Raw genomic sequence first — 26,830 nt, 5'->3', positions numbered from 1 at the left:
GATAGTCGCAGACGATGTAGGGGGATTACACAAACGGCCTATTGACTACAAGCCGGTCGGTTCTGCCTAAAAGCGTTGATCGTGTATGATCTAGGTTCCGTTTTCAGCGCAGAACGACTTGCTTACTATGCCCACGTTTTCTCTACTTGCTCCGCCCCAGCCCCAAAGGGCGCGCGATACACTTTATTGGACATCGCCACCCGGTAGCGCGTCGGCGTTAGCCCTAGCTCGCCTTGCGGCCGACGCCCCTCTGCTGGTAATTACCCCAAGCACGGCAAGCGCCCAGCGCCTGGAGCAAGACCTGTCGTTTTATAGCGATGTGCCAGTGTTGCCCTTCCCCGACTGGGAAACGCTGCCCTACGACAGTTTTTCGCCGCACCAGGATATTGTCTCAGCGCGTCTGCGCACGTTGAGGCAATTGCAGGACGGCGTACGAGGACTTGTACTGGTCCCCATCAACACACTGATGCAGCGCTTGCCGCCGGTTGATTACATTGCCGGGCGCGTCCTGACGCTGAACGTCGGCGACAAGCTCGACCGCGAGCCGTTTCGCGAAGCGCTTTCCAGGGCAGGTTACCGGGCGGTGGAAACCGTTTACGAACCTGGCGAATATGCCATGCGCGGCGCATTGATTGACTTGTTTGCTATGGGGATGAACGCGCCCATACGGATCGACTTGTTCGATGATGAGATCGATACCCTGCGCCACTTTGACCCTGGCAACCAACGCTCAACCGACAAGCTCGACAGGATCGAGCTGCTGCCGGCCCACGAATATTCGCTCAGTCGCTCGTCGATCGCTTGCTTTAGAGAACAATTTGAGACGCTTTTTGATGTCGACCCGCGCCAATGCCCGCTGTACAACGATGCCCTCAAAGGCATTCCTTCACCTGGGCTTGAACATTATTTACCGCTATTTTTCGAGCAAACGGCGTCACTGTTTGACCACTTGACCCAAGATACACGGGTCGCGTTGCTGCCCGAGGTCTATCAGGCGGCCGAACAGCACTGGCAGGCGATTGAAAGCCGTTACGCTAACCTGGGCGTTGACCCCACGCGGCCACTATTGCCGCCGCACCGCGCCTTTTTCCCCGTCAGCGACGTGTTCGCAGCGATCAAACAGCGCCCGAGGGTGGAGCTTACCGACGACCTTGAGCAGCGCCATGCGCTAACCCCCAAGGCCCAGGCCCTCCCCCCCGTGGCGGTTAATCCTCGCGCCAAACGCCCGCTCGGCGAGCTGACCGACTTTCTTGAGCGCGAGGACGCTTCCCGCGTGCTACTGGTGGCTGAGTCACGCGGCCGGCGGGAAGCTCTGGAAGAAGTGTTAGCACCGCTTTCGCTGAAACTGCCGCATGTCGACGGCTTTCAAGCGTTTCTCGCCGGTGACCAGCCCATCGCCATTACTGAAGGGCTGATCGACAGTGGTCTCTGGCTGACCGACCCATCGCTTGCGGTGATCAGTGAAACGGAGCTTTTCGGCGATGTGGTACGCCAAAGCCGGCGCCGGGAAAAGGCAACCGACGATAATGAGTTTGCCGTTCGCCACCTTTCAGAATTGCGCCGCGGCTCCCCGGTGGTGCATCAAGCCCATGGTGTGGGCCGCTACATTGGCCTTGAAGCGCTGGAGGCCGGCGGCCAGGCCAATGAGTTTCTGGCGCTGGAATATGCCGACGGCGCCAAGCTTTACGTGCCGGTGGATAGCCTCCACCTGATTTCACGCTACAGCGGCGCCGACGACGAGCTGGCTCCACTGCATAGATTAGGCTCTGACCAGTGGGAAAAAGCGCGCAAAAAAGCCGCCGAGAAAATTCGCGACACCGCCGCGGAATTGCTCGATATCTATGCCCGTCGCGAAGCCCAAGAGGGCGTAGTCTACGAAGCGCCAAGCGATGAATACGCGCGATTCGCAGGGAGCTTTCCATTTGAAGAAACCCCCGATCAGCAAGCCGCTATTGAGGCTGTGATTAGCGACATGACCTCGCCACAACCCATGGACCGCGTTGTCTGTGGCGACGTGGGTTTCGGCAAGACCGAAGTCGCCATGCGCGCCGCCTTCCTGGCCGTGCAGTCGGGCCGGCAGGTCGTCGTGCTCGTACCCACCACCCTGCTGGCCCGCCAGCACTTCGAGAACTTCCGTGACCGCTTTGCCGACACTGCGGTCAATATCGGCCTTATCTCGCGCTTTACGCATGGCAAAGAGATGAGCAAAACGCTGGAAAGCATCAAAAACGGCCAAACCGACATCGTCATTGGCACGCATAAGCTGCTCGCCAACAGCGTTGAACTACCTAAAATGGGTTTATTGATTATCGATGAGGAACACCGCTTTGGTGTTTCTCAGAAAGAGAAACTCAAAACCTTACGCGCTGAAGTCGACATCCTTACGCTGACGGCCACACCGATCCCGCGGACCCTTAACATGGCGATGAGCGGCATCCGTGATCTATCGATCATCGCCACGCCACCGGCGCGACGCCTCTCAGTCAAAACCTTTGTCCAGCAGCACCAGGACGGCGTTATTAAAGAAGCTCTGTTGCGCGAGATTTTACGCGGCGGCCAAGTTTATTTTCTACATAACGAAGTCAAGACCATCGAGAATGCCGCCGAGCGCATTCGCTCCTTGGTTCCGGAAGCACGCGTGGCGGTCGCCCACGGCCAGCTACCCGAGCGCAGTCTAGAGCGCGTAATGTCCGACTTTTACCATCGCCGCTTTAACGTCCTGGTCTGCTCAACCATTATTGAGACGGGCATCGATGTGCCCAGCGCCAATACGATTATCATCGAGCGGGCCGATAAGTTTGGCTTGGCCCAGCTGCACCAGCTTCGTGGGCGCGTAGGCCGCAGCCACCACCAAGCCTATGCCTATTTGCTGACTCCTACTCCCAAGGCCATGACCCGGGATGCCGTGAAACGTCTGGAAGCGATCAGCGCCTCGGATGATTTGGGTGCGGGCTTTACGCTGGCGAGTCACGATATGGAAATTCGTGGTGCGGGCGAGCTGCTGGGTGACGAGCAAAGCGGTCAAATGGAAACCATCGGCTATACCCTTTATATGGAAATGCTCGACCGCGCAGTGAAAGCCATACGCGCGGGCAAAACCCCGAATATCGACGCGCCCTTTGATAGCGGCGTTGAAATCAGCCTTAATCTGCCTGCGTTAATTCCCGATGACTACATCCATGATGTACAACAGCGGCTGGTCATGTACAAGCGGATCGCCAATACGCAAAGCGACGCCGAACTTAAAGAACTACAGGTTGAACTGATTGATCGCTTTGGGCTTCTACCTGAACCGCTAAAGCACTTGATACGCCAAACGCGGCTTCGCCATCGCGCCGAGCAGCTTGGCATTAAACGACTGGAAGCGGGTGAGCAGCGCGGACGCATTATCTTTGATGCCCACACTCAGGTAGACCCCTATACGTTAGTGACGCTCATTCAAACGTCACCCCAGCACTACCGTTTGGACGGCTCCGATACATTACGCTTTGAATTTCCCATGGAAAAAATCGATCAGCGATTTGAATGTATTGAGTCACTGTTAACCACGCTCAACCAAAAAGTGGCGGCAGCGTAACGGTTGCGGCAAACTGCACCTGTTGCCATCGCCTGCGTTAGCGATGTATTCACTGATTAGGAAGACCCATGAACATTCGTCATACCTTTTTGCGCTGGGGACCGACCAGCTTAGCGGTTCTGCTCGCGGCAAGTTTATCTATTCCTGTCATGGCTCAATCTGCAGACGAGCAGGAGCAGGAGCAGGAGCAGGAGCAGGAGCAGGAGCAGGAGCAGGAGCAGGAGCAGTCTAATCAAGATACGCCTGAACTGAGCGACATCGCCATTCAAGCCGCTGAACAAATCGCACTGAAATCGCCGAATGACCTTCCCCGCGGGCATTTTTATCTCCCCGAGGAAGGTGATGTGATCGGCGAGCGTTATACCGTCACTATCGAAGACCAGGAAGACACCCTGGTTGATGTCGCACGACGCCATAATATCGGCTTTGAAGAAATCCGCATGGCGAACCCTGACGTGAGCCTATGGGTGCCCGGCGAAGGCACCGAGGTGGTGATTCCAGCGCAGTACATTCTGCCACCGGGCGAGCGTGAAGGTATTGTGGTTAACCTTTCAGAGCTCAGGCTTTACTACTATCCCGCCGATAAGCCCGGCATTGTTGAAACATACCCGGTGAGCGTAGGTCGCGAGGAATTTGCGACTCCAGTAGGAGAAACCAAGACCACCGTTAAGGTGAAAGATCCCGCCTGGTCACCGCCCGAGTCTATGCGCCGGGAAGCAGCCGAACGTGGTGATCCAGCACCCTCGGTAGTGCCCCCTGGTCCGGATAACCCGCTGGGCGAACATGCGATTCTGCTGGGTCTTCCTAGCTACTTGATCCACGGTACTAATCGGCCGGACGGCGTTGGAATGCGGGTCAGCCGTGGCTGCATTCGCATGTACCCAGAAGATATCAAGTCTCTTTATGAGCGCGTCCCCAGCGGCACGAAGGTTAATTTGATTGACGCGCCGTTTAAAGCTGGCTGGGCCTCGGATGGCACTCTCTTTGTCCAGTCGTATCCGCAGCTTGAAGAGAACCTTGAGAATTTTGAACCGCTGTTGGAAGCCATCAAACGCGTTTCCGAGCTTACCGAAGATGACAACATCCCAGTTGACTACGCCCAGGTACGGCGCGCCGTAGAATCGCCCAACGGCCGCTTTGTGGCTCTGTATGGCCCCCAAGCACCCGTCGAACCAGAAGAGCCTGCCGCTGAGGACGAAGAAACCGATCTTCTAGAGCAGGGTATTTTTGAACGAATTGAACTAACTGACCGACGCGACGAGGATGATGATGCGTAAGCCTCTGTTTATCTTCATCCACAACCACTAAATACAAAAAACCCCGCCGAGGCGGGGTTTTTTGCATGCCTAGTGATTGCAAAGAGCCAAGCTCCCACAACCGCTAAATCATATTATTTCTGCATAGAACGCTCGAACATGCGCTCCATTTCTTCACGGTTCTGCTCAGACATCTGCAGGGCAGCTTGCGCGTCGCGCTGAGCTTGGTTTGCAGTGTTCAGAGCTTGTGAAGAATTGCTACGTGCTTCAGAGGCGTCAGCTTGTGCTGATTCAGCTGTCATGCGGACTTCTTCCAGTGCACCAGTAGATGCACAACCAGCCAGAATGGCCAGTGAAGCGGCGGCAGCAGACATCTTCAGAGTTGTCTTAAAAGTCATAATGTTCTCCTTGAATCTTCCTTGGGTACAACGTTAGGGGTATGACAAACGTAAGCCTACGAGGTGAGCCTAGATTTGTCTACCTGCGGTGCAGGTTCTTAACAGTGACTTGTGCCGCGAAGCACGTAAGTCAAACACTGTTTTATTATAGTCCACAGTGGTTGTCTATAGCCACGAGTTTAAAACCTCGAACTTCCTTCAACAACACCAGCTTAGCGGATCACTACGCGAGTGCCAACCTCGACTAACTCAGTCAGGCGCTCAATTTGCGAATTGCTTACCGCTACGCAGCCTTGTGTCCAATGATAACGGCCATGAATATCTGGATCCGCTTCGCCAAGCCCATGAATACCAATGGCACCGCCCAGTACTGTATCCTGCGGCGGCTCACGGTGGCGACGATAATAATCGAAATAGGCATCATAATCTGCCTGAGAATAAATGCCATTTTGCAGCGCCATACGCGCATGGGTAGGCGTCGGATAATTGACCCCCATAAAAATATGCCATTTGCTATCGTGGTTGAAGCGATTGATGCGAAATTCGCCTAGTGGCGTAGCTTTATCTCCGCGCACCCGCTGGGTACTCGCGCCCCCGCGTCCTAATGATATAGGCCTGAACTCCTCGACCACTTGGTGGCCACGGTAAATTGATAGCGTTACTGCCTTATCATCGACCAGCACCCATAGCTCACCAGGCTCGCGGGGCACAGCGGCGTTTTCAAGCTCCGCGGCAACCAGATCGGGATAGACTTCGGATGCCAAAGTAACGCTGGCAGCCGCACTTGCGGCAACAGGCCAGCTTACGGCTAATGCTAGGAAACGGCGGCGGGTGACCGGCTTCATTCAATACTCTCACACAGGACGTGGATAATGACGAGATGCCACTTTCAGCAGCTTTATACCTTACCTAGAGGTTATTACCAATAGGCTAGGCGCTAGACACCTTGCAGCTCTTCAATGCTTGCCACAATGCGCCTTAGCTCAGCATTGTGCCCTTCCGCCAAGGCGTTAAAAAATTCGGCTTCTGGTTCAATTACCGCCCGATTGGCACGATGACGATAAAGCGCTTCCAGGCTACGATTCGCTTCGATGGCCGTTTTCATCACGGCGTCGATTGAGTTACCCAGAGGCTTATCGGCTAAATGTTCCAATTGTGGTGGTTGAGGAAAATCGCTGGGGTCGTCAAACCACGTCTCAAGCACATCGCGTTTTTCATGTTCTTCATCGAAAACAGCGCGCAAGCCTGCCTGCATACGCGTTTCATGATCTGCTAGGTAGGTGAGCACCATCTGCAGTCGTTCGCTTTCAGCAGCGGCTGCCTTGGCACGGTACTGATCAGCTAACTGCCCATGGTAACCCTCTACCCAGGCGATTAGATCTTTCACTTGGTTGTAGCGCATTAAATCTCCCATTTTCCATCGCATCGTTCACCCATGCGACCCACTGAGCCGCCCTCTACCACTCCTGGCTGGTTTCACGAAGGGCGGCGACTTCACGCTTAGCCGCATTGAGATGGGTTATAAGCTGCTCACGAAAGCTGGCCTGATCACCTACCGCAATCATCCCCGGATGGGGAGCACGACGCTTGGCTGCCCCGTCGCTGCTATGCAATTTGTCGAGCTGCATCACCAGCCAACACAGCCAGCTATCTTGATCGTGAGCAAGATCACGCAGTCGCTGGAGCTCCGCCATCGCCGGCCCCTCGTCGGACAACAGATAACGCCATTCGTGCTGTGTTAAACGGGCATGCTCCGTGACTTCACGCAGCAACGATGTAAGCGCCAACTCAAACAGGGCAAGCGCACCTTCTTCCTGCGCCATGCCCCGCGCGATGGCATGCTCGTCTTCTTCGCTCGAAGACAACGCCAAAAGCTCAGCTTGATAGAGCAGTTGATTGGTGCGCGAACGATCACTCATTTTTTGCGCTTATCCTCGACGTGCCATTTACCACCTTCAAAGGTCGCTTTCCAGCCCGTGGCCTTACCGTCCTCATCGGTCATCACATACTGCTCTTTAAACTTACGCGAGTAACGAATCTGCGTGGGGCGACCGTCTGGATCTTCGCTGGGTGCGTTGAGAATAAAGTGATATTTTTCGGGCAGCTCGTCGGCATGAGCTTTGAGCTCTTTGACCAGTGGCGGACGCGTTTCGCGATTTTTAGGAAACTTGCTGGCGGCCAAAAACAGCCCACTTGCGCCGTCACGAAGCACATAATGGTCGTCGACTTTTTGACAGGCAAGTTCAGGCATCGGAATAGGATCCATCTTAGGCGGTGCCACTTCGCCACTTCTCAACAGCTTCCGGGTGTTTTTACATTCGCTGTTAGTACACCCGAAATATTTACCAAAGCGGCCCGATTTCAACTGCATATCCGCGCCACACTTATCGCATTCAATAAGCGGACCATCGTAGCCCTTGATCTTAAATTTGCCGGTTTCGACCTCGTACCCTTCGCAATCCGGGCTATTACCACAGATATGCAGTTTGCGGGTTTCATCGATCAAATAATTATCCATCGCCGTGCTGCAAATCGGGCAACGACGCTTGGCACGCAGAGCGTTAGTTTCCGCCTCTTCATCAGCATCGGCGGCTACGGCTTCTTCGCCAGGAATTAGATCAATGGTGGTTTTGCAGCGTTCCTTGGGCGGCAGATTATATCCGCTGCAACCGAGGAAAACGCCCGTCGAAGCCGTTCGTATCTGCATTTTTCGACCGCAACTCGGGCAGTCAATATCGGTGGGTACTGGCTGATTGGGGCGCATGCCGTCTTCGCTTTCGGCCTGGGCCAGTTCCTCACGAAACTCTTCATAAAAGGCATCCAGCAACGCCTGCCAGTTACGCTCCCCTTCGGCTACTTCGTCAAGACTGTCTTCCATACGGGCGGTAAACGAGAAATCCATCAAATCAGGGAAGGATTCCTTCAGGCGCTCTGTCACAATATCGCCAAGCTTTTCGGCGTAAAAGCGACGATTTTGGAGCTGAACATAGCCGCGATCTTGAATCGTCGAAATAATCGAAGCGTAAGTCGATGGACGCCCAATGCCCTGCTTTTCAAGCTCTTTAACCAAGCTCGCCTCAGTGTAGCGAGCCGGCGGCTTGGTGAAATGCTGCTGAGGATCAAGCGCATCAAGTGCCATTGGTGTACCGGTCGGCAGGTCAGGCAGACGCTGGTCTTCGTTTTTACCACTGGGTTTCATTACCCGCGTATAACCGTCGAACTTCAGCACACGACCTTTAGCGCGTAGCTCGTAGCCGTCTACCTCAACGCTCAGCGTACTGGATAGGTATTCCGCAGGCGTCATCTGGCACGCCACAAACTGCCGCCAAATAAGCTCGTACAGCCGCTCGGCGTCGCGCTCCATACCCGCCAAGTCGGTCGCCAGGCGATCAACGCTGGAAGGACGAATCGCTTCGTGCGCCTCCTGGGCGCTTTCTTTGCTGCTGTAGCGATTGGCGTCCTCGGGCAAATAACGTGGCCCATATTCTTCACCGATAAAGGTACGCACGCTTTCCACCGCATCTTTGGAAAGATTGGTGGAATCAGTACGCATATAGGTGATGTAGCCCGCCTCATAGAGCCGCTGGGCCATTGTCATGGTCTTTTTAACTGAGAAACCTAACCGCCCGCTCGCCGCTTGCTGAAGCGTAGAAGTGATAAAAGGCGCCGTGGGCTTGGAGCTGGTGGGCTTATCTTCCCGCGAGGTGATCGACAGCTTGGCTTTTTTGAGCTGTTCAATGCGCGCCAGGGTGTCTTTTTCAGACGTTGGGCGAAAGGCCTTGCCGTCCTGGCGTACCAGCGCAAAGCGTACCTGCTCGCCTTCCGGCGAGGCGAGGTCCGCATGAACATCCCAAAACTCTTCGGGGATAAAGGCGCGTATTTCGCGCTCGCGCTCGACGATCAAGCGAACAGCAACGGACTGCACACGGCCTGCCGAAAGCCCACGGGCGATTTTAGCCCACAGCAGCGGCGATAGCATAAAACCCACCACACGGTCGAGAAACCGTCTGGCCTGCTGGGCTTCAACGCGCGGAATATTTAGCGCGCCCGGGGCTTTGAAAGCATCCTGGATGGCGTTTTTGGTAATCTCGTTGAACACCACCCGCTTGTAGCGACTATCATCACCGCCAATCGTTTCGCGCAAGTGCCAGGCAATCGCCTCACCCTCGCGGTCCAAATCCGTCGCCAGATAAACGGCGTCGGCCTTTTCGGCTAGTTTCTTGAGTTCAGCAACGACTTTTTCCTTACCTGGCAACACTTCATAGTGCGCTTCCCAGCCGTTATTCGGGTCGATACCCATACGCCGTATCAGCTGATCCTGGGCCTTGCGCTTTTTGTATTCGGCCTTATCTTCCGCCGACATTTTGCGAGTTGCCGCGGCTTGGCGCGCGCGCTCTTTAGGGTCAGAGGCCGCCTTGCCCGAGCCGCTGGTCGGCAGGTCACGGATATGACCCACGCTCGACTTTACGATGAAATCGTTGCCGAGGTATTTATTGATCGTCTTCGCTTTAGCTGGCGACTCGACGATGACCAGTGACTTGCCCATAGTGCTCCACTTTCTTAGTGCACACGCAGACGGTGCGATGAAAACGTTGCCGCCACAGCCCTCAGAGGCCGCGCGGTCGGAAAAATGCGCCTACCCTACCCCAGCCCATTGCGAAGCGCCAGTGGTGAGCACGAGGATACAGTCGTGTTGATGGTGACGAGCATCGCCCTTTTCAATCAAAGCGTAGCTAGACACTAGACTGCCGTTAGCGCAACGGCAACCCAAAAATCCTGAGCTTTAAACGCAAACGCCCCTGCCAATGGGCAGGGGCGCAGCGCGCATTCAACGTCATTACTCGTCTTTAGGCGGGGTCTTGCGTTTCGTTGGCGTGGCTTTTTTGGCACTCGCCGTCGCCGGCTTGGCCGCAGGCGTCTTAGCCACTTCCTTGGCAGCCTGCTGCGGGGCTTGCGGAGTTGACGCCACCTGCTTCTGGACAGGCGGGCGGGCCTGGTCGAACAGCTCGCTGACCTGGGACAGGCGTGATGCGACATGCTCAGACAGCTCACCGCTCGCCGACAGCACATCTTCCAGATGCGACATATGCGCGTCGATCTCGTCGTTGCTTTGCCCCTTCAACAGGGCCGGCAAGGCATTGAGCGCCTGCTCGCGGTCCAGCTTCAGGATAAAGAACTGTTCACGCACCAACTGCTTGAAGTCGCACAGCTTGGCGTTGGGCTCAAGAGCCGCCCGTGATGCGCGTAGCCGCTTGAAATTGCGCTCGTCGGTGGCCGGCGCCCCACCCAGAATATAGATCAGGGCGCGCATGACGGCTTCGTGAGAGCCACCCTTGGCAATCTTGGCGCGCAGTTCGTCCTGGCGCTGCTCTATAAAGCGACGGTGCTCGGGCTCGGCGCCGGGACGGCGGCGGTGCACATGCGCGTCGCCGTAGAGACCGACAGCCGCTTGCAGGAGGGGTTGGCCGTAGATATCCATGAACAACCGTTCGGTGGCGCTATCCCGCGCATCGCGAAAAGCGTTGAGCCCGGTGACGATCTGATCCGACGCCATGGTTTCCACCGCCTTGAACAGGTTGTCTTCACCCACCGGGTGACGCGACTGACGCACCTGTTCGGCCATTACCGGCAACGGCACGGTCAGGGGGTTACGATCCGAAAGCAGCTTGTAGCCCAGCCGAATGGGATGCATGCGACGAATCCAGCGGGCGGCTTCCGGCGTCATGACCGCCTGCAACCAGGGCTGCATGTACAAACGGTAAAGGCCAAGATTGATTTCAGAAATCCGCGCCACCGTGGCAAACCGGCGGTCGTCCTCCGGCTTGTGCATGACCTCGCGGTCCAGCTCGTCGAAATCGCGCGGGGCAAACTCGAGCAGGTAGTCGCGCTCGATCAGCTCGCCTTCGTCGTGATCATCAGCATGGGTGATCGTGGTTTCGTAGAGCCCCGGCGGCATCACATCGATATAATCCATGTTAGCCGTGAACTCGGTATGTTCCTTGCGCGACACGCTGCTCGACACGAAGATACCCAGGTGACCGGTGGTATCATGCTGACAGTAAACGATGGTCTGCTCGTTGGCGATGATATCGCTTTCGTCTTCGTAGAGATCACGAATCCAGCCCAGCGCCTGGGGCGGCGGAGTAATATCGTCGCCGCGCGAACAGAACACCACGACCGGCGAGCGCACGTTGCGTAGATCGATCCGGCGACCGTCGCGGGTTACCAGTTGCGCAGTCGACAAGCGATTGCCGACAAACAGGTTATCGACGATGTACTGGATCTCTTCGCCACCCAGCACCACATGGCCGCCCCACCAGCGCTCGAACTCGAGATAGCGGTTTGACTCGGTATCCACGTTGGCAAACAGATGGTACTGCTTTTTCCAGTAGGTATTCGCCGGATTGAGACGTTCAAAATTCTGCACCAGCCAGGCACCATCGAACAGGCCATTCCCCAGATCGCTGGTCATTGCGGTTATCCAGCTGCCGCCAGTCATTCCGCCGGTATAGCGCATCGGCGCCTTGCCATGCTCGCCTGCCCAATACGAGAGCGGCGCGCCGGCGATCAGAATCGGGCCGAAAACGTCAGGCTCGAGGGCAGCGGCCATCATGATCTGCCAGCCAGCCTGGCAATTGCCAACCACCATGGGCTTTTCAGTGGTTTCAGGGTGACGCTCAATCACGTGACGGAGAAACGCTACCTCAGACTCGACCACGTCCTCTACCGTCTGGCCAGGCTCGGGAAACGGCAAGAAGCCGATAAAATAGCAGGGGTGCCCTGCTTTTAATGCCACGCCGAGCTCGCTGTCGGGCTTAAAGCCGCCGATACCTGGCCCATGCCCAGCACGCGGATCAACCACCACAAAGGGGCGTTTCAGAGGGTCAATCTCGATACCCTTGGGTGGCAGCACACGTAATAACTCGTAATTGGTGGGCTGCGGCAAGGTGCGCCCATCCACCAATACTTCGGTGTCAAAGCCCAGCACGTTGGGCTTGGTTTGCTCCATGTGCTCCAGGTATTGATTGCCACGCTCGCGCATCACATCAATGTAAAGCACGCTACGTTCAACGCTGTCTCGCCAGTAGTCAAAGGCGGCACGCCCAAACCCGAAAGGGTCAAACAGCGACGCCATCGCATCAGTAACAGATGCCGTCGCATCAGTAACAGATGCCGTCGCTTTCTCTTGGCTGGCTGATGGGCGAGCTTGAGTTGGCATTAGAGGGTTAGCGAAGAAGTTCATAGAGTCTCCCATTGGGTTAATGCGGAAGCATCGAACCCGAAAGCAATGATGCTGCAATGCAATATAGTTTAGGACAATCACCGCGAAAGGTCGATGCCTACCGACGACTCATTGGTATAACCTATTACCCAGGGTTTGAAAGCCAGTGCATTATCGGCCACTACACTGCCACGACGTAGCCTGCATACCCATAGCAACGTCTAGCCAGCGGTGTCGTGCAAAAGGCAAGGTATGTTACATTATGCCCTACTACCTACGTATCAATCGGCACGCAGTCGAACATGGCTTACCTCGCCGCATGACATTGCTTGCCGCCCAGTAGAGAGGCTCTCTCGCTATGAGCAATAACACCTCGCCACGTGTCCCCAGCGGTGAAAAATTCCGCAATGAACACGGTATGACGGTGATTAAAGATGGCATGAAGCAGCGTAAAGTTGAGATTGATGCCCCTTCTTTAGATCGTAAGCCCAAGTGGCTGCGCGCTCAGATCCCGGGCGGCGAGCGCTTTGAGGCAGTGAAAAAGAACGTCGCCACCCATCGGCTAAGTACCGTATGCGCTGAATCCCATTGCCCTAACATGGGCGAGTGTTGGAGCAACGGCACTGCAACGATCATGCTAATGGGGTCGGTGTGCACACGCGCCTGCCGGTTTTGTGCCGTTGATACAGGCAACCCGCAAGGCTGGCTCGACGCTGAAGAGCCTGACAACACGGCAAAATCTGTCGAGTTGATGGGTTTGCGCTACATCGTACTCACCTCGGTTGACCGCGATGACTTGGACGACGGTGGTGCCAGCCACTACGCCAACTGTATCCGCGCCATTAAAGCGCGCACCCCAGAAGTAGTTGTTGAAGCTTTAACGCCGGATTTCGACGGGGTTCCTGCGGCCATTGAACAAGTCGCCGACTCGGGGCTAGAAGTTTTTGCGCAAAACGTTGAAACAGTTGAACGCCTGACCAGTCGCGTGCGTGATCCGCGGGCTGGTTACCGTAAGACGCTGGATGTCCTGGCTCACGCAAAACGGTATCGTCCCGACGTGATTACCAAAACCAGCCTAATGCTTGGCCTGGGCGAAACCGACGAAGAGATACTTCAGACGTTCGATGATCTTCGCGAGATAGGCGTCGATATCGTCACGTTGGGGCAATATCTACGCCCAACCAAAAACCACCTGCCGGTGGAGCGCTGGGTCACCCCCGAAGAATTTGATCGTTATCGCGAAATCGGACTTGAGAAAGGCTTTATGGAAGTGCCGTCGGGACCGCTTGTTCGCTCAAGCTACCGTGCCGACCGCGTGTTTGAAAAGAACAACCTTGGGTTGGCCTCACCAGCAAAGGTACCCGGACAAGAAGCGCCAGACCCCAACCTAATTCCGGCACTTAACGTCGGTTAAGCAATCCGCTTGCCGCCACCGCTACTCGGTTAGTGTTGGCGGCTCAGCGCCCGCCACCAGAGAACGATCTAGCTGCTTCGCCAGTGCCTTGGCCAATTGCTCGCCTACCCGATGATCGCTGGGTAACGTCACCCAATCGGCTAAGCGGGTCATCGGCATACCCGCATAGCCGCAGGGGTTAATGTACGAGAAAGGCGTCAGATCACCGTCCACGTTTAGTGCAACACCGTGAAAGCTTGCCCCGCGACGAATACGCAGCCCTAGAGAAGCAATCTTGGCCTCCCCCGCATCGCCCGCCACATACACGCCTGGCGCATCGGGCCGCGCCCTCGCCGGCACGCCATAAGCGGCCAGCACGCTAATCACGGCATTTTCCAATGCGGTCACCAGCGTGCGTACACCTAATTGGCCACGGCGCACATCAAGCAGCGGATACAGCACCACCTGCCCTGGGCCATGGTAGGTCACCTGCCCGCCTCGGTCGGTTTGCACAACAGGAATGTCGCCCGGCATTAATACATGCTCAGGCTTACCGGCCTGACCTTGGGTGAAAACCGGGTCGTGCTCTACCAGCCAAAACTGGTCAGCCGTTTGTGCGTCTCGGTTATCGGTCAACGAGCGCATGGCTTGCCAAACTGGCAGATAAGGCTTGCGCCCAAGCACATGTAGCTCGATGGGCGGCATGGCCATTACACCACCATATGCACAAGGCCAGTGGCTTTAAGCTCGTCGAATAATTGGCTCAACTGCTGCTCACCGGTTGCCGTGATGGTGACCCGCACCGACTGAAAACGACCGTTGCGGCTATCGACGACGTGCATGGTCGTTTCATCAAAGTCCGGCGCATGGCGGACAATCACCTGACAAACCCGCGCCGGAAAATCTTCTGTCGCATCGCCCACCACTTTTAGCGGATATTGGCACGGAAAGCTGATTGTCGGCGATGCTTGAGGCGCTGGCTGGCGCATATCACGGAAGCTTTTTTGTCCACCTTTTGACATAACAAACCCAATGATTTAGCAAATAATGTCCCGCCCACGCATACGGGGCGGCTCGCTACTAGTCAGTAAAATTGCTGATTAGGTTGGAGAAAAAGCGACGTACCTGATCAAGCAATTGCTTGAAAAAGCCGCCTTCCTCAACGTCTTCCAGCGCCACTAGCTGCCTTTCACCGACAACGTCGTCGCCCATATGAATCTCTAGCGTTCCCACTTCATCACCTACGGCGAGCGGTGCCTGGAGTTCAGAGTTGAGATTTAGGCGCGCGCGCAGTTCGTCGTTACGGTTACGGGGCAACGTCATGGTCACGTCCTCATCAACCCCTACGCGAACTTCGTTTATATCACCGCCCCATATACGTGGTTTAGCCAGCACAGCTCCACGCTCATAGAGGTTCATGGTTTCAAAAAAACGGAAACCGTAGCTAAGCAGTTTTTGGGTTTCCTGAGCACGGGCCTCTTCAGACTCCGTTCCCATGACCACAGAAATCAGACGCATATCGTCACGTTTGGCGGATGAAACCAACCCATACCCCGCCTCGGAGGTCCAGCCGGTTTTTAAACCGTCAACGGAAGGGTCACGCCATAGCAGACGGTTACGGTTAGGTTGCTCAATACCGCCATAAGTAAAGTTGCGCTGTGAATAAATTGCGTAATGCTCTGGGTAATCGTTGACGATATGCTGGGTCAGCAACGCCATATCATGGGCGGATGAATAGTGGTTTTCCCCCGGCAGTCCGGTAGGGTTTTCAAAGTTAGAGTTCTTCATGCCCAACCGCGAAGCATGCTGATTCATCAAATCAGCAAACGGGGCTTCGCCGCCGGCCAGATGCTCGGCCATGGCGACGCTGGCGTCGTTACCGGAAACAATCACAATGCCATGCAACAGATCTTCAACGGCGACTTGTTCGCCGACTTCAACAAACATCTTGGAACCGCCAGTGCGCCACGCATTTTCACTGATGCTCACTTGGTCCTCAAGGTTAATGCTGCCCCGATCTAGCTCACGCTCAACCAGGTAGGCGGTCATTAATTTGGTCAAACTAGCGGGCGGCAGACGCTCATCAGAATTCTTCTCCGCCAGGATTTCGCCACTATCCGCATCCATCAGTATCCACGAACTGGCAGCCAGTTGCGGCGGTGCTGGAATAATCGTTTGAGGCTCTGGCACATCTTGAGCGCTGACAGACGGGGTAACCACAATCGCGGCGGCTAATACACATAGCCGCGCGGAAGAAAACAAAGCGTGAAACACATTCATGATGACATTCTCATTGACTTGAAAAAACGCGGCCAACGGCACGCGCCTGGATAATAATGGTGCGCAATTATCGCACGATAAATACGTCGGTAAAGCCCGCATCTTGTAACGCTTTGCGAGCGTCACTTTCTTGGTCAGCAGCAACCGGACCTACCTGCACCCGGAAAACGTCATCGTCTTCTTTTACACGCACATCGTGGGGTAACCTATCGCTCAGTTGCGCCTGCATTTGCTGAGCTGTCTGAGGATTGCCTAACGCGGCTATCTGCAGGTAAAGCGCATCGTCACTGGGCGTTTTCTCTTCAGCCGGTTCACTCGATGGCGGAGCCGGCGGTTCTTCGGAAACATCGCTTGAAGCAGTTGCTTGCGTTGATGAGTTACCTGAGCGCTCCGCCTGCCATTGCTCTGGGTCAATCGCCTCGACCTTCACCGCGCCAGTACCTTCGTCCAAGATATCCAGCTTGGACGCCGCCGCGTAAGAAAGGTCAATTTCACGATCACTATGGAAAGGGCCACGGTCATTCACCCGCACGATCACCGACTCTCCGGTTTCTTCGCTGGTAACTCGAACAAAAGACGGCAGCGGTAATGATCGGTGTGCCGCCGACATTTTATACATGTCGTAAATTTCGCCATTTGAGGTGGCGTAGCCATGGAATTTTTCGCCGTACCAGGAAGCGCGACCACGCTTGCTGTATCCCTTGGCATCAGACAAAACCTGATAGGTCTTGCCCCACACTTCGTAGGTTGAACGGTTACCCGCTGTTGAACGCGGTTCATTGCGGGGCTCGGCATCGGGCACTTCGGAGACATCCGGTGGTTCAAGCGGATAGGCATCACCACTCATAGCATATCGGCCACCTGAGGTCTCACGGTCGGCAGGTGGCTCGGAAGTGGTGCTCGAGCGTTTTTCCGACGCAGGGCCTGACGTGCTTGGCTCATGGCTGGCACAGCCACTTAACAATGCCAGCACGACAGCCGTGCCTGCTAACCGCTGATAGCCCTTAACTTGATCCATTATGTATCACCCTCGCCCTGACTCCCCGTCGTTTGCGAACCTGTCATTTCAGCTTCAATGGCCTCGGCCAGCTCAGTCACGGCCATGGCATATAAATGGCTATGATTGTAGCGGGTAATCACGTAAAAATTGTGATCGCCAAGTCGATACGTCAATTGACCATCACTACGGGTCAGCACTAGCGGTGATACTGCAGCACTATCATCTAGCGCTATGCTGGTTGTTATACCCGCCGCTTCCAGCGTACCCAACGACGTATCGGGTGGTGTTGTTTGATTCACGGAAAGATCAGCAGGCGCTTTATCAGGCCCTTCAGCGGGATAATAGACATCACCGCCTGCCTGCCAGCCGTGTTCCGCAAAATAGTTGGCAACGCTACCAATTGCGTCCACCGGGTTGTTCCACAAATCTCGCTGACCGTCATCGTCGAAGTCAACGGCGTAGGCCTGATAGCTTGTCGGAATAAACTGTGGGTAACCCATTGCCCCGGCGTAGGAACCCATCAGCGTTGTAGGGTCAACCTGCTGCTCGTAGGCAATCTGCAAAAAAGCCGCCAGCTCACGGTAGAAAAAATCGCCCCGCGAAGGGTGTTCAAACGCCAGTGTTGCCAATGAATCCAGCACCGGATGTTGGCCACGATGTCGTCCATAATAGGTTTCGACACCAATAATCGCAGTAATAATGTTGCGGGGAACGCCGTAAACGTCTTCCGCTTTAGCTAGCGCATCACCATGAGTTTGCTGGAACGCAACGCCTTCTTCAATACGCCGTTGGGTAATAAAAATATCTCGATACTCATGCCATTCCAGGTTACGTTCAGCCGCTCCCTCCATGGCATCTAACACCGACTGGCGCAGCTTGGCATGGCGCAGTTGGCGGGTTAACCAGTCACCTGGCAACCCGTCTTCCTCAAGGCTTTCCACAAGCGAGCGTGCGCCTTCATGGTGCTGCGGGTCAAAATCTGTCGCGTCCTCCGCCAAGAGGGGCAGCGCTATGCTGCCGAGCGCGAAGCTCACAATGCCGACACTTGCCATCCTTCTGGCTTTACTCATTCACTCACTGCTCCTGTGGAATGCATTCTGCTTTGCCTCTCGCCCTGCTAGCGTGGAAGAAGCCGACGATGCGCGTGGATCGACATGAGAATACCGAAGCCTACCAGCAAGGTCACGCTTGAGGTGCCGCCATAACTGACTAATGGCAAAGGAACCCCAACCACCGGCAAAATACCGCTCACCATGCCGACATTGACAAACACATAGATAAAAAACGTCAGGATAATACTGCCCGCGATTAAACGGCCAAAGGTATTTTGAGATTCGCTGGCCAACCAGAGACCTCGCCCGACAATCAGTAGATACAGAAAGATAAATACCACCAAGCCGATAAGGCCTAATTCCTCGCCCAGCACGGCCACAATAAAGTCAGTGTGGGGCTCGGGTAAAAATTCGAGCTGTGACTGGGTCCCCTGCAGCCAGCCCTTGCCGAACACCCCGCCGCTACCAATCGCGGTGGTCGACTGGATAATATTCCAGCCTGACCCTAGCGGGTCGGTATCAGGGTTAAGGAAGGTCAACACACGCTGACGCTGATAGTTGTGCAGGTTCATCCACAACAAGGGGAAACCTGCCGCCAGTAACGCACAGACCAAGCCGATCAACCACCACGACAAGCCGGCTAACAGAACGACAATGATCGCGGCACTGGCCACCAGTAACGAGGTGCCCAAATCTGGCTGGGCGGCAATCAACGCCACTGGTAGACCAATAATCAGCGCGCAGACCGCAATGTCTCTCAATCTGGGGGGCAGTTCACACCGATAAAGATACGCTGCGACCATCATTGGCACGGCAAGCTTCATCATTTCCGAGGGTTGAAAACGTATGACGCCGGGGATCACCAGCCAGCGCTGTGCGCCCATGCCAATATCGCCAACAATTTCTACCGCGAACAGCATTAGCACGCCGACCCCATAAGCCACCGGCGCCCAGCGCAAGAAGAAAATCGGCGAAAACTGGGCTACCACCAACATCGCCATCAAGGCGACGCCAAAGCGGATGGCTTGGGCAATAACCACATTCATGTTCTGGCCTGAGGCGCTATAGATTACCAACAGACCACTGCCCATCAGGATCAGCAATAAACCCAACAGCCAAGGGTCTAGGTGAATACGCTCCCATATACTTTGGCGCTTGGGGATCCCACCGCTAGGGCGCACCGGGCGGCCGCGCATTGAACGACTTATTGCCTGCCATGGCATGATTAGTTCCCCTCCACGTTACTGGTATCGGTTTCCAGAGTCTCGCGCACTTGATCGACTTCAGGGGCGTCGTCATCCAACAACCATTCATCGGTCATTGCCCGAGCCAAGTGCGCCGCATGGGTACTACCACCACCGGCGTTTTCGACGATCACCGCCACCGCAATTTCAGGGTCTTCAACGGGGGCAAACGCCATGAACAGCGCATGGTCACGCAGGCGCTCTTCCAACTCATCGGCCTCATAACGCTGGTCTTGGCCAAGCGAGAAGACCTGAGCAGTCCCCGACTTACCGCCCATACGATACTCCAGGCCTTCGCCGGTACGGCGGGCGGTCCCTTCTGTACCGCTAACCACCTTTTCCATACCGCTGAATACGCTATCCCACCAATCGTCTTGCGCCAGATTGATATTGTCCGGCGTATCGGGAAGGTCGCGTTCCAGCGGCGTATCGCCAATTTTGCGGGCCATGCGCGGCTTAACCCATTGCCCTCGATTAGCCAGCGTCGCCGTGGCGCTAGCTAACTGCAGCGGGGTGATTTGCCAGTAGCCTTGACCAATCCCCGCGGAAAGGGTCTCGCCTGGGTACCAAGACTGGTCAAAGCGTTCGCGTTTCCACTCCCTCGAGGGCATCAAACCTGGACTTTCGCTTTGCACATCGTGCGCTACACGTCGGCCAAAACCAAAGTTGCTCATTTGTTCATGAAGTTTATCGATGCCTAGCTCATGGGCCAATGAGTAATAAAAGGTGTTATTGGATACTGCCAACGAACGTTCCAAATCCACCCGTCCGTGCCCCCAGCGCAGCCAATTACGGTAACGACGTGAATCATTGGGCAATTGGTAATAGCCAGGATCGTTGATGGTGGTATCCGGTGTGATAGCGCCTTCAACAAGCCCGCCAAGCGCCAAAAAGGGTTTGATGGTGGAGCCCGGAGGGTAATGGCCGCGAATCGCCCGGTTGTAAAGCGGCAAATCGAGGTTTTCCTGAAGCGCTTGGTAAGAGCCTCTATCGATGCCGGTAACAAACCGATTACTGTCGAAGCCAGGCGTCGACACCATAGCAAGTATTTCGCCACTGCCGGGTTCAATCGCGACAATGGACCCCCTGCGACCATCCATTAGCTCGTAGGCCAGCATCTGGAGGGATTTATCCAGCGTCAGCGTCAAATCCTTGCCGGGTACCGGATCGGTACGACCAAGCTCGCGTAGCACGCGGCCTCGCGCATTGGTTTCGACCTTGCGCAGCCCCGCTTGCCCATGCAATTCATCTTCGTAAAAACGCTCAACGCCCGTTTTACCAATAAAGTGGGTGCCCGCATAACGGCTAGCGTCGAGGTTTTCTACCTCTTCGGCATTAATGCGTCCCACAAAGCCCAGGGCATGGGCCATGACTTCTGCATCGGGGTAATAACGCAGCAGTTGCGCTTCCACTTCAACCCCAGGAAGCTGATGGCGGTTAATCGCCAAACGGGCAATTTGCTCTTCGCTGAGGTCGCTGGCCAGCAAGACCGGCTGGAAAGGCCGCTGCCATTGCTGCGAGCGCTCAAAAAACGTGTCGGTTTCTTCGTCGTTGAGCGCTAATATCTCAACCAGCAAGTCCAATGTTTCATCGACATCCTTCGCGCGCTCGCGCACCAGTGTCAGGTTGTAGGTGGGTCGATTTTCCGCCAGCAACACACCGTTGCGGTCATATATCAAGCCACGATTGGGCGGCAAGGGTTCAACGCGGACACGGTTTTTCTCAGAGCGCGTGCTGTAGACGTCGTGCTGCACTACCTGCAAATAGGCCAACCGACCAACCAAAAGGCTCGTCAAGGCCACCACGACCACCATGGCCAGTAGCGCTCTTGAACGGAAAATCCGCAGTTCTTGCTCGGTGTTTTTAAGCTTGTCGGAGCGCTGTGGCATAGCGATGACTAACTCTCATTCGATCGATGACGGGCATCCCGTAGCATCCGGCGGCTTGAAGTATTATCGGTGGTAGGGATGTCCCACCAGCAGCGTCCAGGCACGATAAAGCTGCTCGGCGAGCATAATACGCACCAGCGGGTGGGGTAAGGTAAGCGGTGATAACGACCATTGCTGGTGAGCCATCGCAGACACGTGCGGATCAAGCCCGTCGGGGCCACCCACAAGCAGCACCACATCCTGGCCTTGCAGCCGCCAGTGGTCGGCTTGCTCTGCAAGCTGCTCGGTCGTCCAGGCCTTGCCGCTAACCTCCAGTGCAACCAGATGTTCGTTGCCCCGTAGCTTGCTGCGAATACGCTCCGCCTCTTGCTCACGCGCCCGTGCGATGTCCGCATTCTTACCACGCTGCCCCAAGGCTATCTCTTCGATATCCAGGCTAAACTCTTTAGGCATGCGCTTTCGGTAAGTTTCAACACCCTCTTCCACCCAGGCGGGCATTTTGCTGCCCACCGCCAACAGGCGGATCTTCATGACATGCTGGCCTGCTCTTCCCCGACTGGAAGCTCTCGCCGCGAGATGTCACTGGGCAAGTCCGCCCATAAGCGCTCCAGGTCATACAGCGCACGCGCTTCAGGTAGCATGATGTGAACAATGACGTCGCTTAGGTCGACAAGCACCCAATCAGCGTTGTCGCCACCCTCGACACCGCGCGGTGCCAAGCCTGCCGCTTTGGCTTTTTCCACCACGTTTTGAGCCAGTGCCGCGACATGACGAGTGGACGTCCCGCTGGCGATTAACATGATGTCGGCCACGTCGGTCAGTTCAGCGACGTCTAACTGAGCGATATCGCGAGCCTTCAATTCTTCAAGCGCATCAAGCGCTAAGCTCTTTAATGTGTCGATGTGCATATCTCCTAACGATAACCCCGTGTAATGCGCCTTTTAAAGCGGGCCATTGTAACGGCTAATGAGCGTACTACCAGCGTTGATACAGCCCTTCGTTTAAAATGGTGCTTTCCACCGCTTCTGGCACTAAATAGCGAACGCTTTTACCTTCGCTCAGCCACTGGCGGATTTGAGTCGCCGAAATGGCCATGGAGGTGGGTAGCGTCACGCGTAACATGCGCCCGTGAGGTGCAGCCATTAACCGGGACACGCTATCGACTTCACGCTCGCCCAGCAGTTCCAAAAGCGATGCCGATGGTTCTTCAGTATGGCCCGGGCGTGCGATGACCACCAGATGGGCAAACGCAAACAGCTGCTCAGGCTTGTGCCATTGCGCAAGGCGCAAAAACGCGTCCCAGCCAATTGCCATGACCAGACGTGCCTGGTCGCCGTATTCCTGGCGCAGCGAGCGCAGCGTGTCCACGCTAAACGAAGGCCCCTCTCGCTCAAGCTCACGAGCGTCAGCTTTGAGGCCTGGCGTGTCGCCAATAGCCGCCTCCAAAAGCGCCAGACGCTGGTGCGGCGATACCTGTGGCGCGCCGCGCAGCGGTGGCTGCGGTGCTGGTATCATATGCACCGTGTCCAAGCCTAGGCTATCGCGGAGTTCTACTGCGCTACGCAGATGACCAATATGCACCGGGTCAAAAGTGCCACCGAGCATAGCGATCCGTGCAGGCTGGGTCATTCACGCACCTGACCGTTGCCCATGACCACGTACTTCTGGGTAGTAAGACCTTCCAGCCCCACCGGGCCGCGGGCATGCAACTTATCCGTCGAAATACCAATTTCCGCCCCTAAGCCGTATTCAAACCCATCGGCAAAACGGGTCGAGGCGTTCACGACCACCGAGCTTGAATCCACCTCGGCCATAAATCGGCGCGCCAGTGAATAGTCTTCGGTCACAATCGCGTCAGTATGATGCGATCCGTAGCGCTCAATGTGGGCCATCGCTTCATCAATGTCGTTAACGACTTTGATAGCAAGGATGGGGGCTAGATACTCGGCACTCCAGTCATCTTCGCTGGCGGGCAGTGCTTGGGGCAACAGCGCTAGGGTTTGCTCACAGCCGCGCAGTTCAACGTCGTGCTGGGCATAGCTGCGGGCTAACTCAGGCAACAGCAGGTCAGCAATCGCTGCATCCACCAGCAAGGTTTCCATCGTATTACAGGTGCCATAGCGATGGGTTTTAGCATTAACCGCAATGGCTAATGCTTTGGCAGGGTCCGCCAGGGTATGGATATAAACATGGCAAACACCGTCCAAGTGTTTGATAACCGGCACCTTCGCCTCACGGGAAATACGCTCAATAAGCGACTTGCCGCCACGTGGAATAATCACATCGATGTAATCGGGCATGGTGATCATCGCCCCAACCGCTGCGCGGTCGCTCGTCGCCACTACCTGGACACTCCCCAAGGGTAGCCCCACGTCACTAAGGCCTGCCTGTATACAAGCACTGATGGCCGCGTTGGACTCACGGGCCTCAGAGCCGCCCCGCAGCACGCAGGCATTGCCGGCTTTAAGGCATAGGCTGGCGGCTTCCATGGTGACGTTAGGACGCGACTCGTAAATAATGCCGATAACGCCCAGAGGAACGCGCATTTTGCCCACTTGAATACCGCTGGGGCGATAGCGCATATCATTAATCTCACCCACTGGGTCGGGCAAAGCGGCTACTTGATTCAGGCCTTCGATCATAGCGTCAATGCGTGCATCGGTTAATGCTAGACGGTCTAATAACGCCGCGTCTAACCCGTTTTCTTGACCTCTGGCCAAGTCACGGGCATTAGCCGCCAGCACATCTGCCCGGGCGCTATCCAAGCGACCCGCCATGGCCGCCAGGGCACGATTCTTTTGGCCTGAGTCAGCACGCCGCAATTCGCTCGCCGCCTGACGAGCGGCTTTGCCTAGCGCCTGCATGTAGGCCGTGACATCACCGGCCTCTAGGGATAGCTTTGCATCGTTTTCGAACGATGTTGAAACGCTCATGCGATCTCCATGGATTCCTCAGTGGACGTAAACCACTTGGTGGTATTTGGCTTGCGAACAAGGCAGTATACTAAGCTATTTTAGGGCTATACTAAGGGCTTATTTAGCACTTTTCGCCACGTTAATGATGACGAGTTTACGCATATCGCGCTCACCATCACGCGCCTCTATCAAGGTTGATAGTAAGCCACCATGCAAAATAAATACAAAATACGTCTCTTAAGGGCCAACTTACTGGCGGCTGCCGTGGCGCTTGCCTTATGGACACCTGCTGCGCCGCCTTCTGCGGCGCTTGTATTATGGCTATCGGTGGGCTGGTTATTTATCACCGCGCTGCTGCTTGATTTCAGCCATCGCTATTCGCGTGGGCGGCCGTGGCAGTTGTTGCCCGGCGCGCTTCTTCTGGGGCTGATTGCGGTCGCGCCTGAACGCCATGGGTTGTTAATTTGGGCTTGGGCAGCGCTGTTTATGTTGCCTCAAATGAGCTGGGTGGCTGCGTTTAACATCAGCGCTGGTCTGCTAAGCGCGGTGTTGATCGCCCCACAGCTCTCGTCACCCGCATGGCTCTTGATGGTCGTTTCATTGACGATTTTGTGCTTGCTAGCGCTCGCACGCGCCCAACAACTTATTGATATGAATGGGGCTATTCGCCAACGGCTGCGACTGATTCCTGGCTTAAACCTATGGGCCGGCGAACAGTTGATACGCGACATTCACCGCGAGCAGACCCGCTGTGCCCGTGAAGGTATTTATGGAGAGCTGCTGGTGGTACATGTAAAACGCCATCAACTATGGCCAACGGCCAAGAAACTCTGCGAACTTACCCATGACTTCGAGAATGTCTACCGTCTCAACGGCACTACACTGGCAACATTAATGCTGTCGCGCTCCGCCCTTGAAGCACAAGACCGCTCTCAGACGATCAGCACCGCCTTACCCGACAACACTGCCATCGACCCCATCGAGTTGATGGATGTAGCACCAAACGCGTCGACATTAACCACTCTCACCCGACAACCGGCTGGCGCACTTCGGGGCCAGCTATGACACAACATCAATTCCCTAGGCAATTAATGACGCTGGCCTATATGGCCAGCGCCGTCTTAATGATCAGCTATGCCGTTTGGCTATATGCCATGGGTGAATATCGCGATCTGGTCGTGCCCAGTTTTATGGTACTGCTTTTGCTGGCCGCCTTTTTGCTTCACTTAGGCCAGGATATACGCGCCCATTTGCCTAGGCTTGTGCTACTGGTTTGCACTTACGCAAGCGTCATCGCCGCGCTTTACTATCAGCCCAATACGCCGCTGATCTGGTTCGGCTTACCGATGACCGCCGCCTTTTTGCTGCTTCCGCTGGCCGGTGCAGTGGTGTTGCACATGACCCTACTCCCGCTCTGGTGGTTTATGCCTGCACTAAGCCAAGCATCGCCAACGTTGATGATGGGCTACGTGGCGCTAGGGCTTTTACTGGCGTTGCCGCGCTGGGAGCATGCACGGCGCCGAGCGCTACTAAGGGCCACCGACCCCAATGACAGCGAGTGCGACGCTTACCACATCGACACCTTAAAAGAGCGCCTGCACAGTGAATACCAGCGTTCCGATATGCTCAATCAGCGATTGGCCGTGCTGGTTATTCACTTACCCCAGCGAGACATGGCAGAGGAACAGTTCGGCCCGCGTGCCGCCGAAGCCCTACTCAGCGCCTTATGTACTGAGGTTTACAGCTGCTGCCGAGATCATGACCTATTGGGGCGCGCTGACAGTGCGACCTTTTGGCTGGTACTGCCCGACACCAGCGAAAGCGGAGCGCTGCTGGTTCGAGATCGCCTTCAGCGCGCTCTGTCTCGACGCGTGCTGGTTGAAACCGGGCAGGTTGAAGTTCGCATCGCCGCTTGCCTGCCTTGCCCTAAAGAGGACTTTGAGCACTATCTTCAGCGACTCGAAGGTCGCGGTAGCGCATTAGCCAAGCGCTAGCCAAGCGCCAACGCCAATCATCAGCGTCCCCGCGATACGATTAAGTAAACGGACATTGTCGCTTCTACCCAGCACACGGCGCAGTGTTTTACCGCCGGTGGCATAGACCAGCATACTGGCAAACTCGATGATCAATATCACCGCAATCAGCATGGCCAGTTGATAGCTCAGTGGGCGGCTACTATCCAAAAAAGGCGGCAACAGTACCATAAAAAACGCCCACCCTTTGGGGTTGGCTACCGCCGTTAAAAATCCTTGGAGAGCCAACTGCCAGTGCCCTGCAGGTGGCCCTGCTTCAAGCTCGTTGGGAATGGCCATGCGCCCACGAGAGCGCCACATCATAATCCCGATGTAGGCCAAGTACGCACCGCCCACCCATTTGAACGCCATGAATAGCGCTGGCTGGCGAAGCATGAGCGCAGCCACCCCGACGCCCGCCGCGGCAGCCACTAACCCTACCCCCAGTAGCTCGCCAATCATCATCCACAGGGTTCGCTTAACGCCTTGGGTCATACCTAAGACCATTGCCAGCGTCATACACATTCCCGGCGTTAAAGAGACAAACAAAAAGGTGGGGACAAACACCGAAAGCGTGGCCCATGACATCATG

General features: G+C 55.7%; 23 protein-coding genes. 5 read left to right on the top strand and 18 right to left on the bottom strand.

All coding sequences use genetic code 11. From position 1 onward, the window contains the following. Window positions 1-127: 127 nt before the first annotated feature. Entirely contained in the window at window positions 128-3,577 is a 3,450-nt protein-coding gene (gene mfd / locus CPH17_RS01725; RefSeq protein WP_096298033.1) for a transcription-repair coupling factor, read from the top strand. 68 nt (window positions 3,578-3,645) lie between these two features. Further along, window positions 3,646-4,854: a L,D-transpeptidase family protein gene (locus tag CPH17_RS01720; protein WP_096298031.1), complete on the top strand. Its 1,209-nt coding sequence runs from the start codon at window positions 3,646-3,648 to the stop codon at window positions 4,852-4,854. A 113-nt stretch (window positions 4,855-4,967) separates the two neighbouring features. Here the strand turns inward: CPH17_RS01720 and CPH17_RS01715 are convergent, their stop codons facing one another. From CPH17_RS01715 to CPH17_RS01690, 6 genes are all read right to left on the bottom strand, one after another. Then, entirely contained in the window at window positions 4,968-5,231 is a 264-nt protein-coding gene (locus tag CPH17_RS01715) for an Lpp/OprI family alanine-zipper lipoprotein (protein WP_074396145.1), read from the bottom strand. Window positions 5,232-5,443: 212 nt separating this feature from the next. Beyond that, entirely contained in the window at window positions 5,444-6,076 is a 633-nt protein-coding gene (locus tag CPH17_RS01710) for a L,D-transpeptidase family protein (RefSeq protein WP_074396144.1), read from the bottom strand. Between the two features lie 92 nt (window positions 6,077-6,168). Continuing rightward, on the bottom strand, window positions 6,169-6,633 hold the full coding sequence (locus tag CPH17_RS01705; RefSeq protein ID WP_074396143.1) for a hypothetical protein: 465 nt from the start codon (window positions 6,631-6,633) through the stop codon (window positions 6,169-6,171). A 55-nt stretch (window positions 6,634-6,688) separates the two neighbouring features. Continuing rightward, the gene (locus CPH17_RS01700; RefSeq protein WP_096298029.1) at window positions 6,689-7,150 is read right to left on the bottom strand and encodes a DUF6586 family protein; all 462 of its coding nucleotides are present in this window, start codon (window positions 7,148-7,150) and stop codon (window positions 6,689-6,691) included. Continuing rightward, on the bottom strand, window positions 7,147-9,777 hold the full coding sequence (topA, locus tag CPH17_RS01695; protein WP_074396141.1) for a type I DNA topoisomerase: 2,631 nt from the start codon (window positions 9,775-9,777) through the stop codon (window positions 7,147-7,149). Before topA ends, CPH17_RS01700 begins: the two co-directional genes overlap by 4 nt. A 291-nt stretch (window positions 9,778-10,068) precedes the next feature. Continuing rightward, window positions 10,069-12,366, bottom strand: a complete 2,298-nt coding sequence (locus CPH17_RS01690; RefSeq protein ID WP_074398480.1) for a DUF3141 domain-containing protein — start codon at window positions 12,364-12,366, stop codon at window positions 10,069-10,071. Between the two features lie 445 nt (window positions 12,367-12,811). Here CPH17_RS01690 and lipA point away from each other — a divergent pair, with 445 nt between their 5' ends. Next, entirely contained in the window at window positions 12,812-13,867 is a 1,056-nt protein-coding gene (gene lipA, locus CPH17_RS01685) for a lipoyl synthase (RefSeq protein WP_074396140.1), read from the top strand. Between the two features lie 21 nt (window positions 13,868-13,888). Here lipA and lipB read toward each other — a convergent pair whose 3' ends face one another. The 11 genes from lipB to CPH17_RS01630 form a co-directional block, all read right to left on the bottom strand. Next, a complete protein-coding gene (gene lipB, locus CPH17_RS01680; RefSeq protein ID WP_074396139.1) occupies window positions 13,889-14,557 on the bottom strand; it encodes a lipoyl(octanoyl) transferase LipB in 669 nt (222 codons plus the stop codon). Next, a complete protein-coding gene (locus CPH17_RS01675) occupies window positions 14,557-14,868 on the bottom strand; it encodes an HP0495 family protein (protein WP_074396138.1) in 312 nt (103 codons plus the stop codon). Before CPH17_RS01675 ends, lipB begins: the two co-directional genes overlap by 1 nt. Before the next feature lie 58 nt (window positions 14,869-14,926). Further along, window positions 14,927-16,126 (bottom strand): D-alanyl-D-alanine carboxypeptidase family protein, encoded by a 1,200-nt coding sequence (locus CPH17_RS01670; RefSeq protein ID WP_074398479.1) that lies wholly within the window; start codon window positions 16,124-16,126, stop codon window positions 14,927-14,929. 67 nt (window positions 16,127-16,193) lie between these two features. After that, a complete protein-coding gene (locus CPH17_RS01665) occupies window positions 16,194-17,144 on the bottom strand; it encodes a septal ring lytic transglycosylase RlpA family protein (protein ID WP_096298027.1) in 951 nt (316 codons plus the stop codon). Beyond that, window positions 17,144-18,196, bottom strand: a complete 1,053-nt coding sequence (gene mltB / locus CPH17_RS01660; RefSeq protein WP_096298025.1) for a lytic murein transglycosylase B — start codon at window positions 18,194-18,196, stop codon at window positions 17,144-17,146. Before mltB ends, CPH17_RS01665 begins: the two co-directional genes overlap by 1 nt. A gap of 47 nt (window positions 18,197-18,243) precedes the next feature. Continuing rightward, window positions 18,244-19,401: a rod shape-determining protein RodA gene (rodA, locus tag CPH17_RS01655; protein ID WP_096298023.1), complete on the bottom strand. Its 1,158-nt coding sequence runs from the start codon at window positions 19,399-19,401 to the stop codon at window positions 18,244-18,246. A gap of 2 nt (window positions 19,402-19,403) precedes the next feature. After that, window positions 19,404-21,311 carry a penicillin-binding protein 2 gene (mrdA, locus tag CPH17_RS01650; protein ID WP_096298021.1) on the bottom strand — a complete coding sequence of 636 codons (1,908 nt, stop codon included), beginning with the start codon at window positions 21,309-21,311 and terminating at the stop codon, window positions 19,404-19,406. A 63-nt stretch (window positions 21,312-21,374) separates the two neighbouring features. Then, window positions 21,375-21,842: a 23S rRNA (pseudouridine(1915)-N(3))-methyltransferase RlmH gene (gene rlmH, locus CPH17_RS01645; protein ID WP_096298018.1), complete on the bottom strand. Its 468-nt coding sequence runs from the start codon at window positions 21,840-21,842 to the stop codon at window positions 21,375-21,377. After that, entirely contained in the window at window positions 21,839-22,219 is a 381-nt protein-coding gene (gene rsfS / locus CPH17_RS01640; protein ID WP_074396132.1) for a ribosome silencing factor, read from the bottom strand. The genes rlmH and rsfS overlap by 4 nt, the downstream gene beginning before the upstream one ends. A 67-nt stretch (window positions 22,220-22,286) precedes the next feature. Further along, the gene (gene nadD / locus CPH17_RS01635; protein WP_096298016.1) at window positions 22,287-22,940 is read right to left on the bottom strand and encodes a nicotinate-nucleotide adenylyltransferase; all 654 of its coding nucleotides are present in this window, start codon (window positions 22,938-22,940) and stop codon (window positions 22,287-22,289) included. Further along, on the bottom strand, window positions 22,937-24,244 hold the full coding sequence (locus tag CPH17_RS01630) for a glutamate-5-semialdehyde dehydrogenase (RefSeq protein ID WP_096298014.1): 1,308 nt from the start codon (window positions 24,242-24,244) through the stop codon (window positions 22,937-22,939). Before CPH17_RS01630 ends, nadD begins: the two co-directional genes overlap by 4 nt. A gap of 192 nt (window positions 24,245-24,436) precedes the next feature. Between CPH17_RS01630 and CPH17_RS01625 the strand changes: the two genes are divergently transcribed. After that, complete coding sequence (locus CPH17_RS01625; RefSeq protein ID WP_096298012.1) at window positions 24,437-25,291, top strand: hypothetical protein; 855 nt, start codon at window positions 24,437-24,439, stop codon at window positions 25,289-25,291. Then, a complete protein-coding gene (locus tag CPH17_RS01620; RefSeq protein WP_096298010.1) occupies window positions 25,288-26,220 on the top strand; it encodes a diguanylate cyclase domain-containing protein in 933 nt (310 codons plus the stop codon). Before CPH17_RS01625 ends, CPH17_RS01620 begins: the two co-directional genes overlap by 4 nt. Here the strand turns inward: CPH17_RS01620 and CPH17_RS01615 are convergent. Continuing rightward, window positions 26,206-26,829 carry a LysE family translocator gene (locus CPH17_RS01615; RefSeq protein WP_172898682.1) on the bottom strand — a complete coding sequence of 208 codons (624 nt, stop codon included), beginning with the start codon at window positions 26,827-26,829 and terminating at the stop codon, window positions 26,206-26,208. The two genes, CPH17_RS01620 and CPH17_RS01615, sit on opposite strands and share 15 nt — an antisense overlap. Between the last annotated feature and the right edge of the window lies 1 nt (window position 26,830).

Source organism: Halomonas sp. hl-4 (assembly GCF_900215475.1).
Taxonomy (GTDB): Bacteria; Pseudomonadota; Gammaproteobacteria; order Pseudomonadales; family Halomonadaceae; genus Vreelandella.
The sequence above is the reverse complement of the archived record's forward strand: the minus strand, read 5'-3'. Positions and strand labels throughout refer to the sequence as shown.

What these genes read in the sequence shown, in the direction of transcription:
- mfd (WP_096298033.1), top strand. Translation starts at nt 128, where the DNA reads ATGCCCACGTTTTCTCTACTTGCTCCGCCCCAGCCCCAAAGGGCGCGC.
- CPH17_RS01720 (WP_096298031.1), top strand. Translation starts at nt 3,646, where the DNA reads ATGAACATTCGTCATACCTTTTTGCGCTGGGGACCGACCAGCTTAGCG.
- CPH17_RS01715 (WP_074396145.1), bottom strand. Translation starts at nt 5,231, where the DNA reads ATGACTTTTAAGACAACTCTGAAGATGTCTGCTGCCGCCGCTTCACTG.
- CPH17_RS01710 (WP_074396144.1), bottom strand. Translation starts at nt 6,076, where the DNA reads ATGAAGCCGGTCACCCGCCGCCGTTTCCTAGCATTAGCCGTAAGCTGG.
- CPH17_RS01705 (WP_074396143.1), bottom strand. Translation starts at nt 6,633, where the DNA reads ATGCGCTACAACCAAGTGAAAGATCTAATCGCCTGGGTAGAGGGTTAC.
- CPH17_RS01700 (WP_096298029.1), bottom strand. Translation starts at nt 7,150, where the DNA reads ATGAGTGATCGTTCGCGCACCAATCAACTGCTCTATCAAGCTGAGCTT.
- topA (WP_074396141.1), bottom strand. Translation starts at nt 9,777, where the DNA reads ATGGGCAAGTCACTGGTCATCGTCGAGTCGCCAGCTAAAGCGAAGACG.
- CPH17_RS01690 (WP_074398480.1), bottom strand. Translation starts at nt 12,366, where the DNA reads ATGGCGTCGCTGTTTGACCCTTTCGGGTTTGGGCGTGCCGCCTTTGAC.
- lipA (WP_074396140.1), top strand. Translation starts at nt 12,812, where the DNA reads ATGAGCAATAACACCTCGCCACGTGTCCCCAGCGGTGAAAAATTCCGC.
- lipB (WP_074396139.1), bottom strand. Translation starts at nt 14,557, where the DNA reads ATGGCCATGCCGCCCATCGAGCTACATGTGCTTGGGCGCAAGCCTTAT.
- CPH17_RS01675 (WP_074396138.1), bottom strand. Translation starts at nt 14,868, where the DNA reads ATGTCAAAAGGTGGACAAAAAAGCTTCCGTGATATGCGCCAGCCAGCG.
- CPH17_RS01670 (WP_074398479.1), bottom strand. Translation starts at nt 16,126, where the DNA reads ATGAATGTGTTTCACGCTTTGTTTTCTTCCGCGCGGCTATGTGTATTA.
- CPH17_RS01665 (WP_096298027.1), bottom strand. Translation starts at nt 17,144, where the DNA reads ATGGATCAAGTTAAGGGCTATCAGCGGTTAGCAGGCACGGCTGTCGTG.
- mltB (WP_096298025.1), bottom strand. Translation starts at nt 18,196, where the DNA reads ATGAGTAAAGCCAGAAGGATGGCAAGTGTCGGCATTGTGAGCTTCGCG.
- rodA (WP_096298023.1), bottom strand. Translation starts at nt 19,401, where the DNA reads ATGCCATGGCAGGCAATAAGTCGTTCAATGCGCGGCCGCCCGGTGCGC.
- mrdA (WP_096298021.1), bottom strand. Translation starts at nt 21,311, where the DNA reads ATGCCACAGCGCTCCGACAAGCTTAAAAACACCGAGCAAGAACTGCGG.
- rlmH (WP_096298018.1), bottom strand. Translation starts at nt 21,842, where the DNA reads ATGAAGATCCGCCTGTTGGCGGTGGGCAGCAAAATGCCCGCCTGGGTG.
- rsfS (WP_074396132.1), bottom strand. Translation starts at nt 22,219, where the DNA reads ATGCACATCGACACATTAAAGAGCTTAGCGCTTGATGCGCTTGAAGAA.
- nadD (WP_096298016.1), bottom strand. Translation starts at nt 22,940, where the DNA reads ATGACCCAGCCTGCACGGATCGCTATGCTCGGTGGCACTTTTGACCCG.
- CPH17_RS01630 (WP_096298014.1), bottom strand. Translation starts at nt 24,244, where the DNA reads ATGAGCGTTTCAACATCGTTCGAAAACGATGCAAAGCTATCCCTAGAG.
- CPH17_RS01625 (WP_096298012.1), top strand. Translation starts at nt 24,437, where the DNA reads ATGCAAAATAAATACAAAATACGTCTCTTAAGGGCCAACTTACTGGCG.
- CPH17_RS01620 (WP_096298010.1), top strand. Translation starts at nt 25,288, where the DNA reads ATGACACAACATCAATTCCCTAGGCAATTAATGACGCTGGCCTATATG.
- CPH17_RS01615 (WP_172898682.1), bottom strand. Translation starts at nt 26,829, where the DNA reads ATGATGTCATGGGCCACGCTTTCGGTGTTTGTCCCCACCTTTTTGTTT.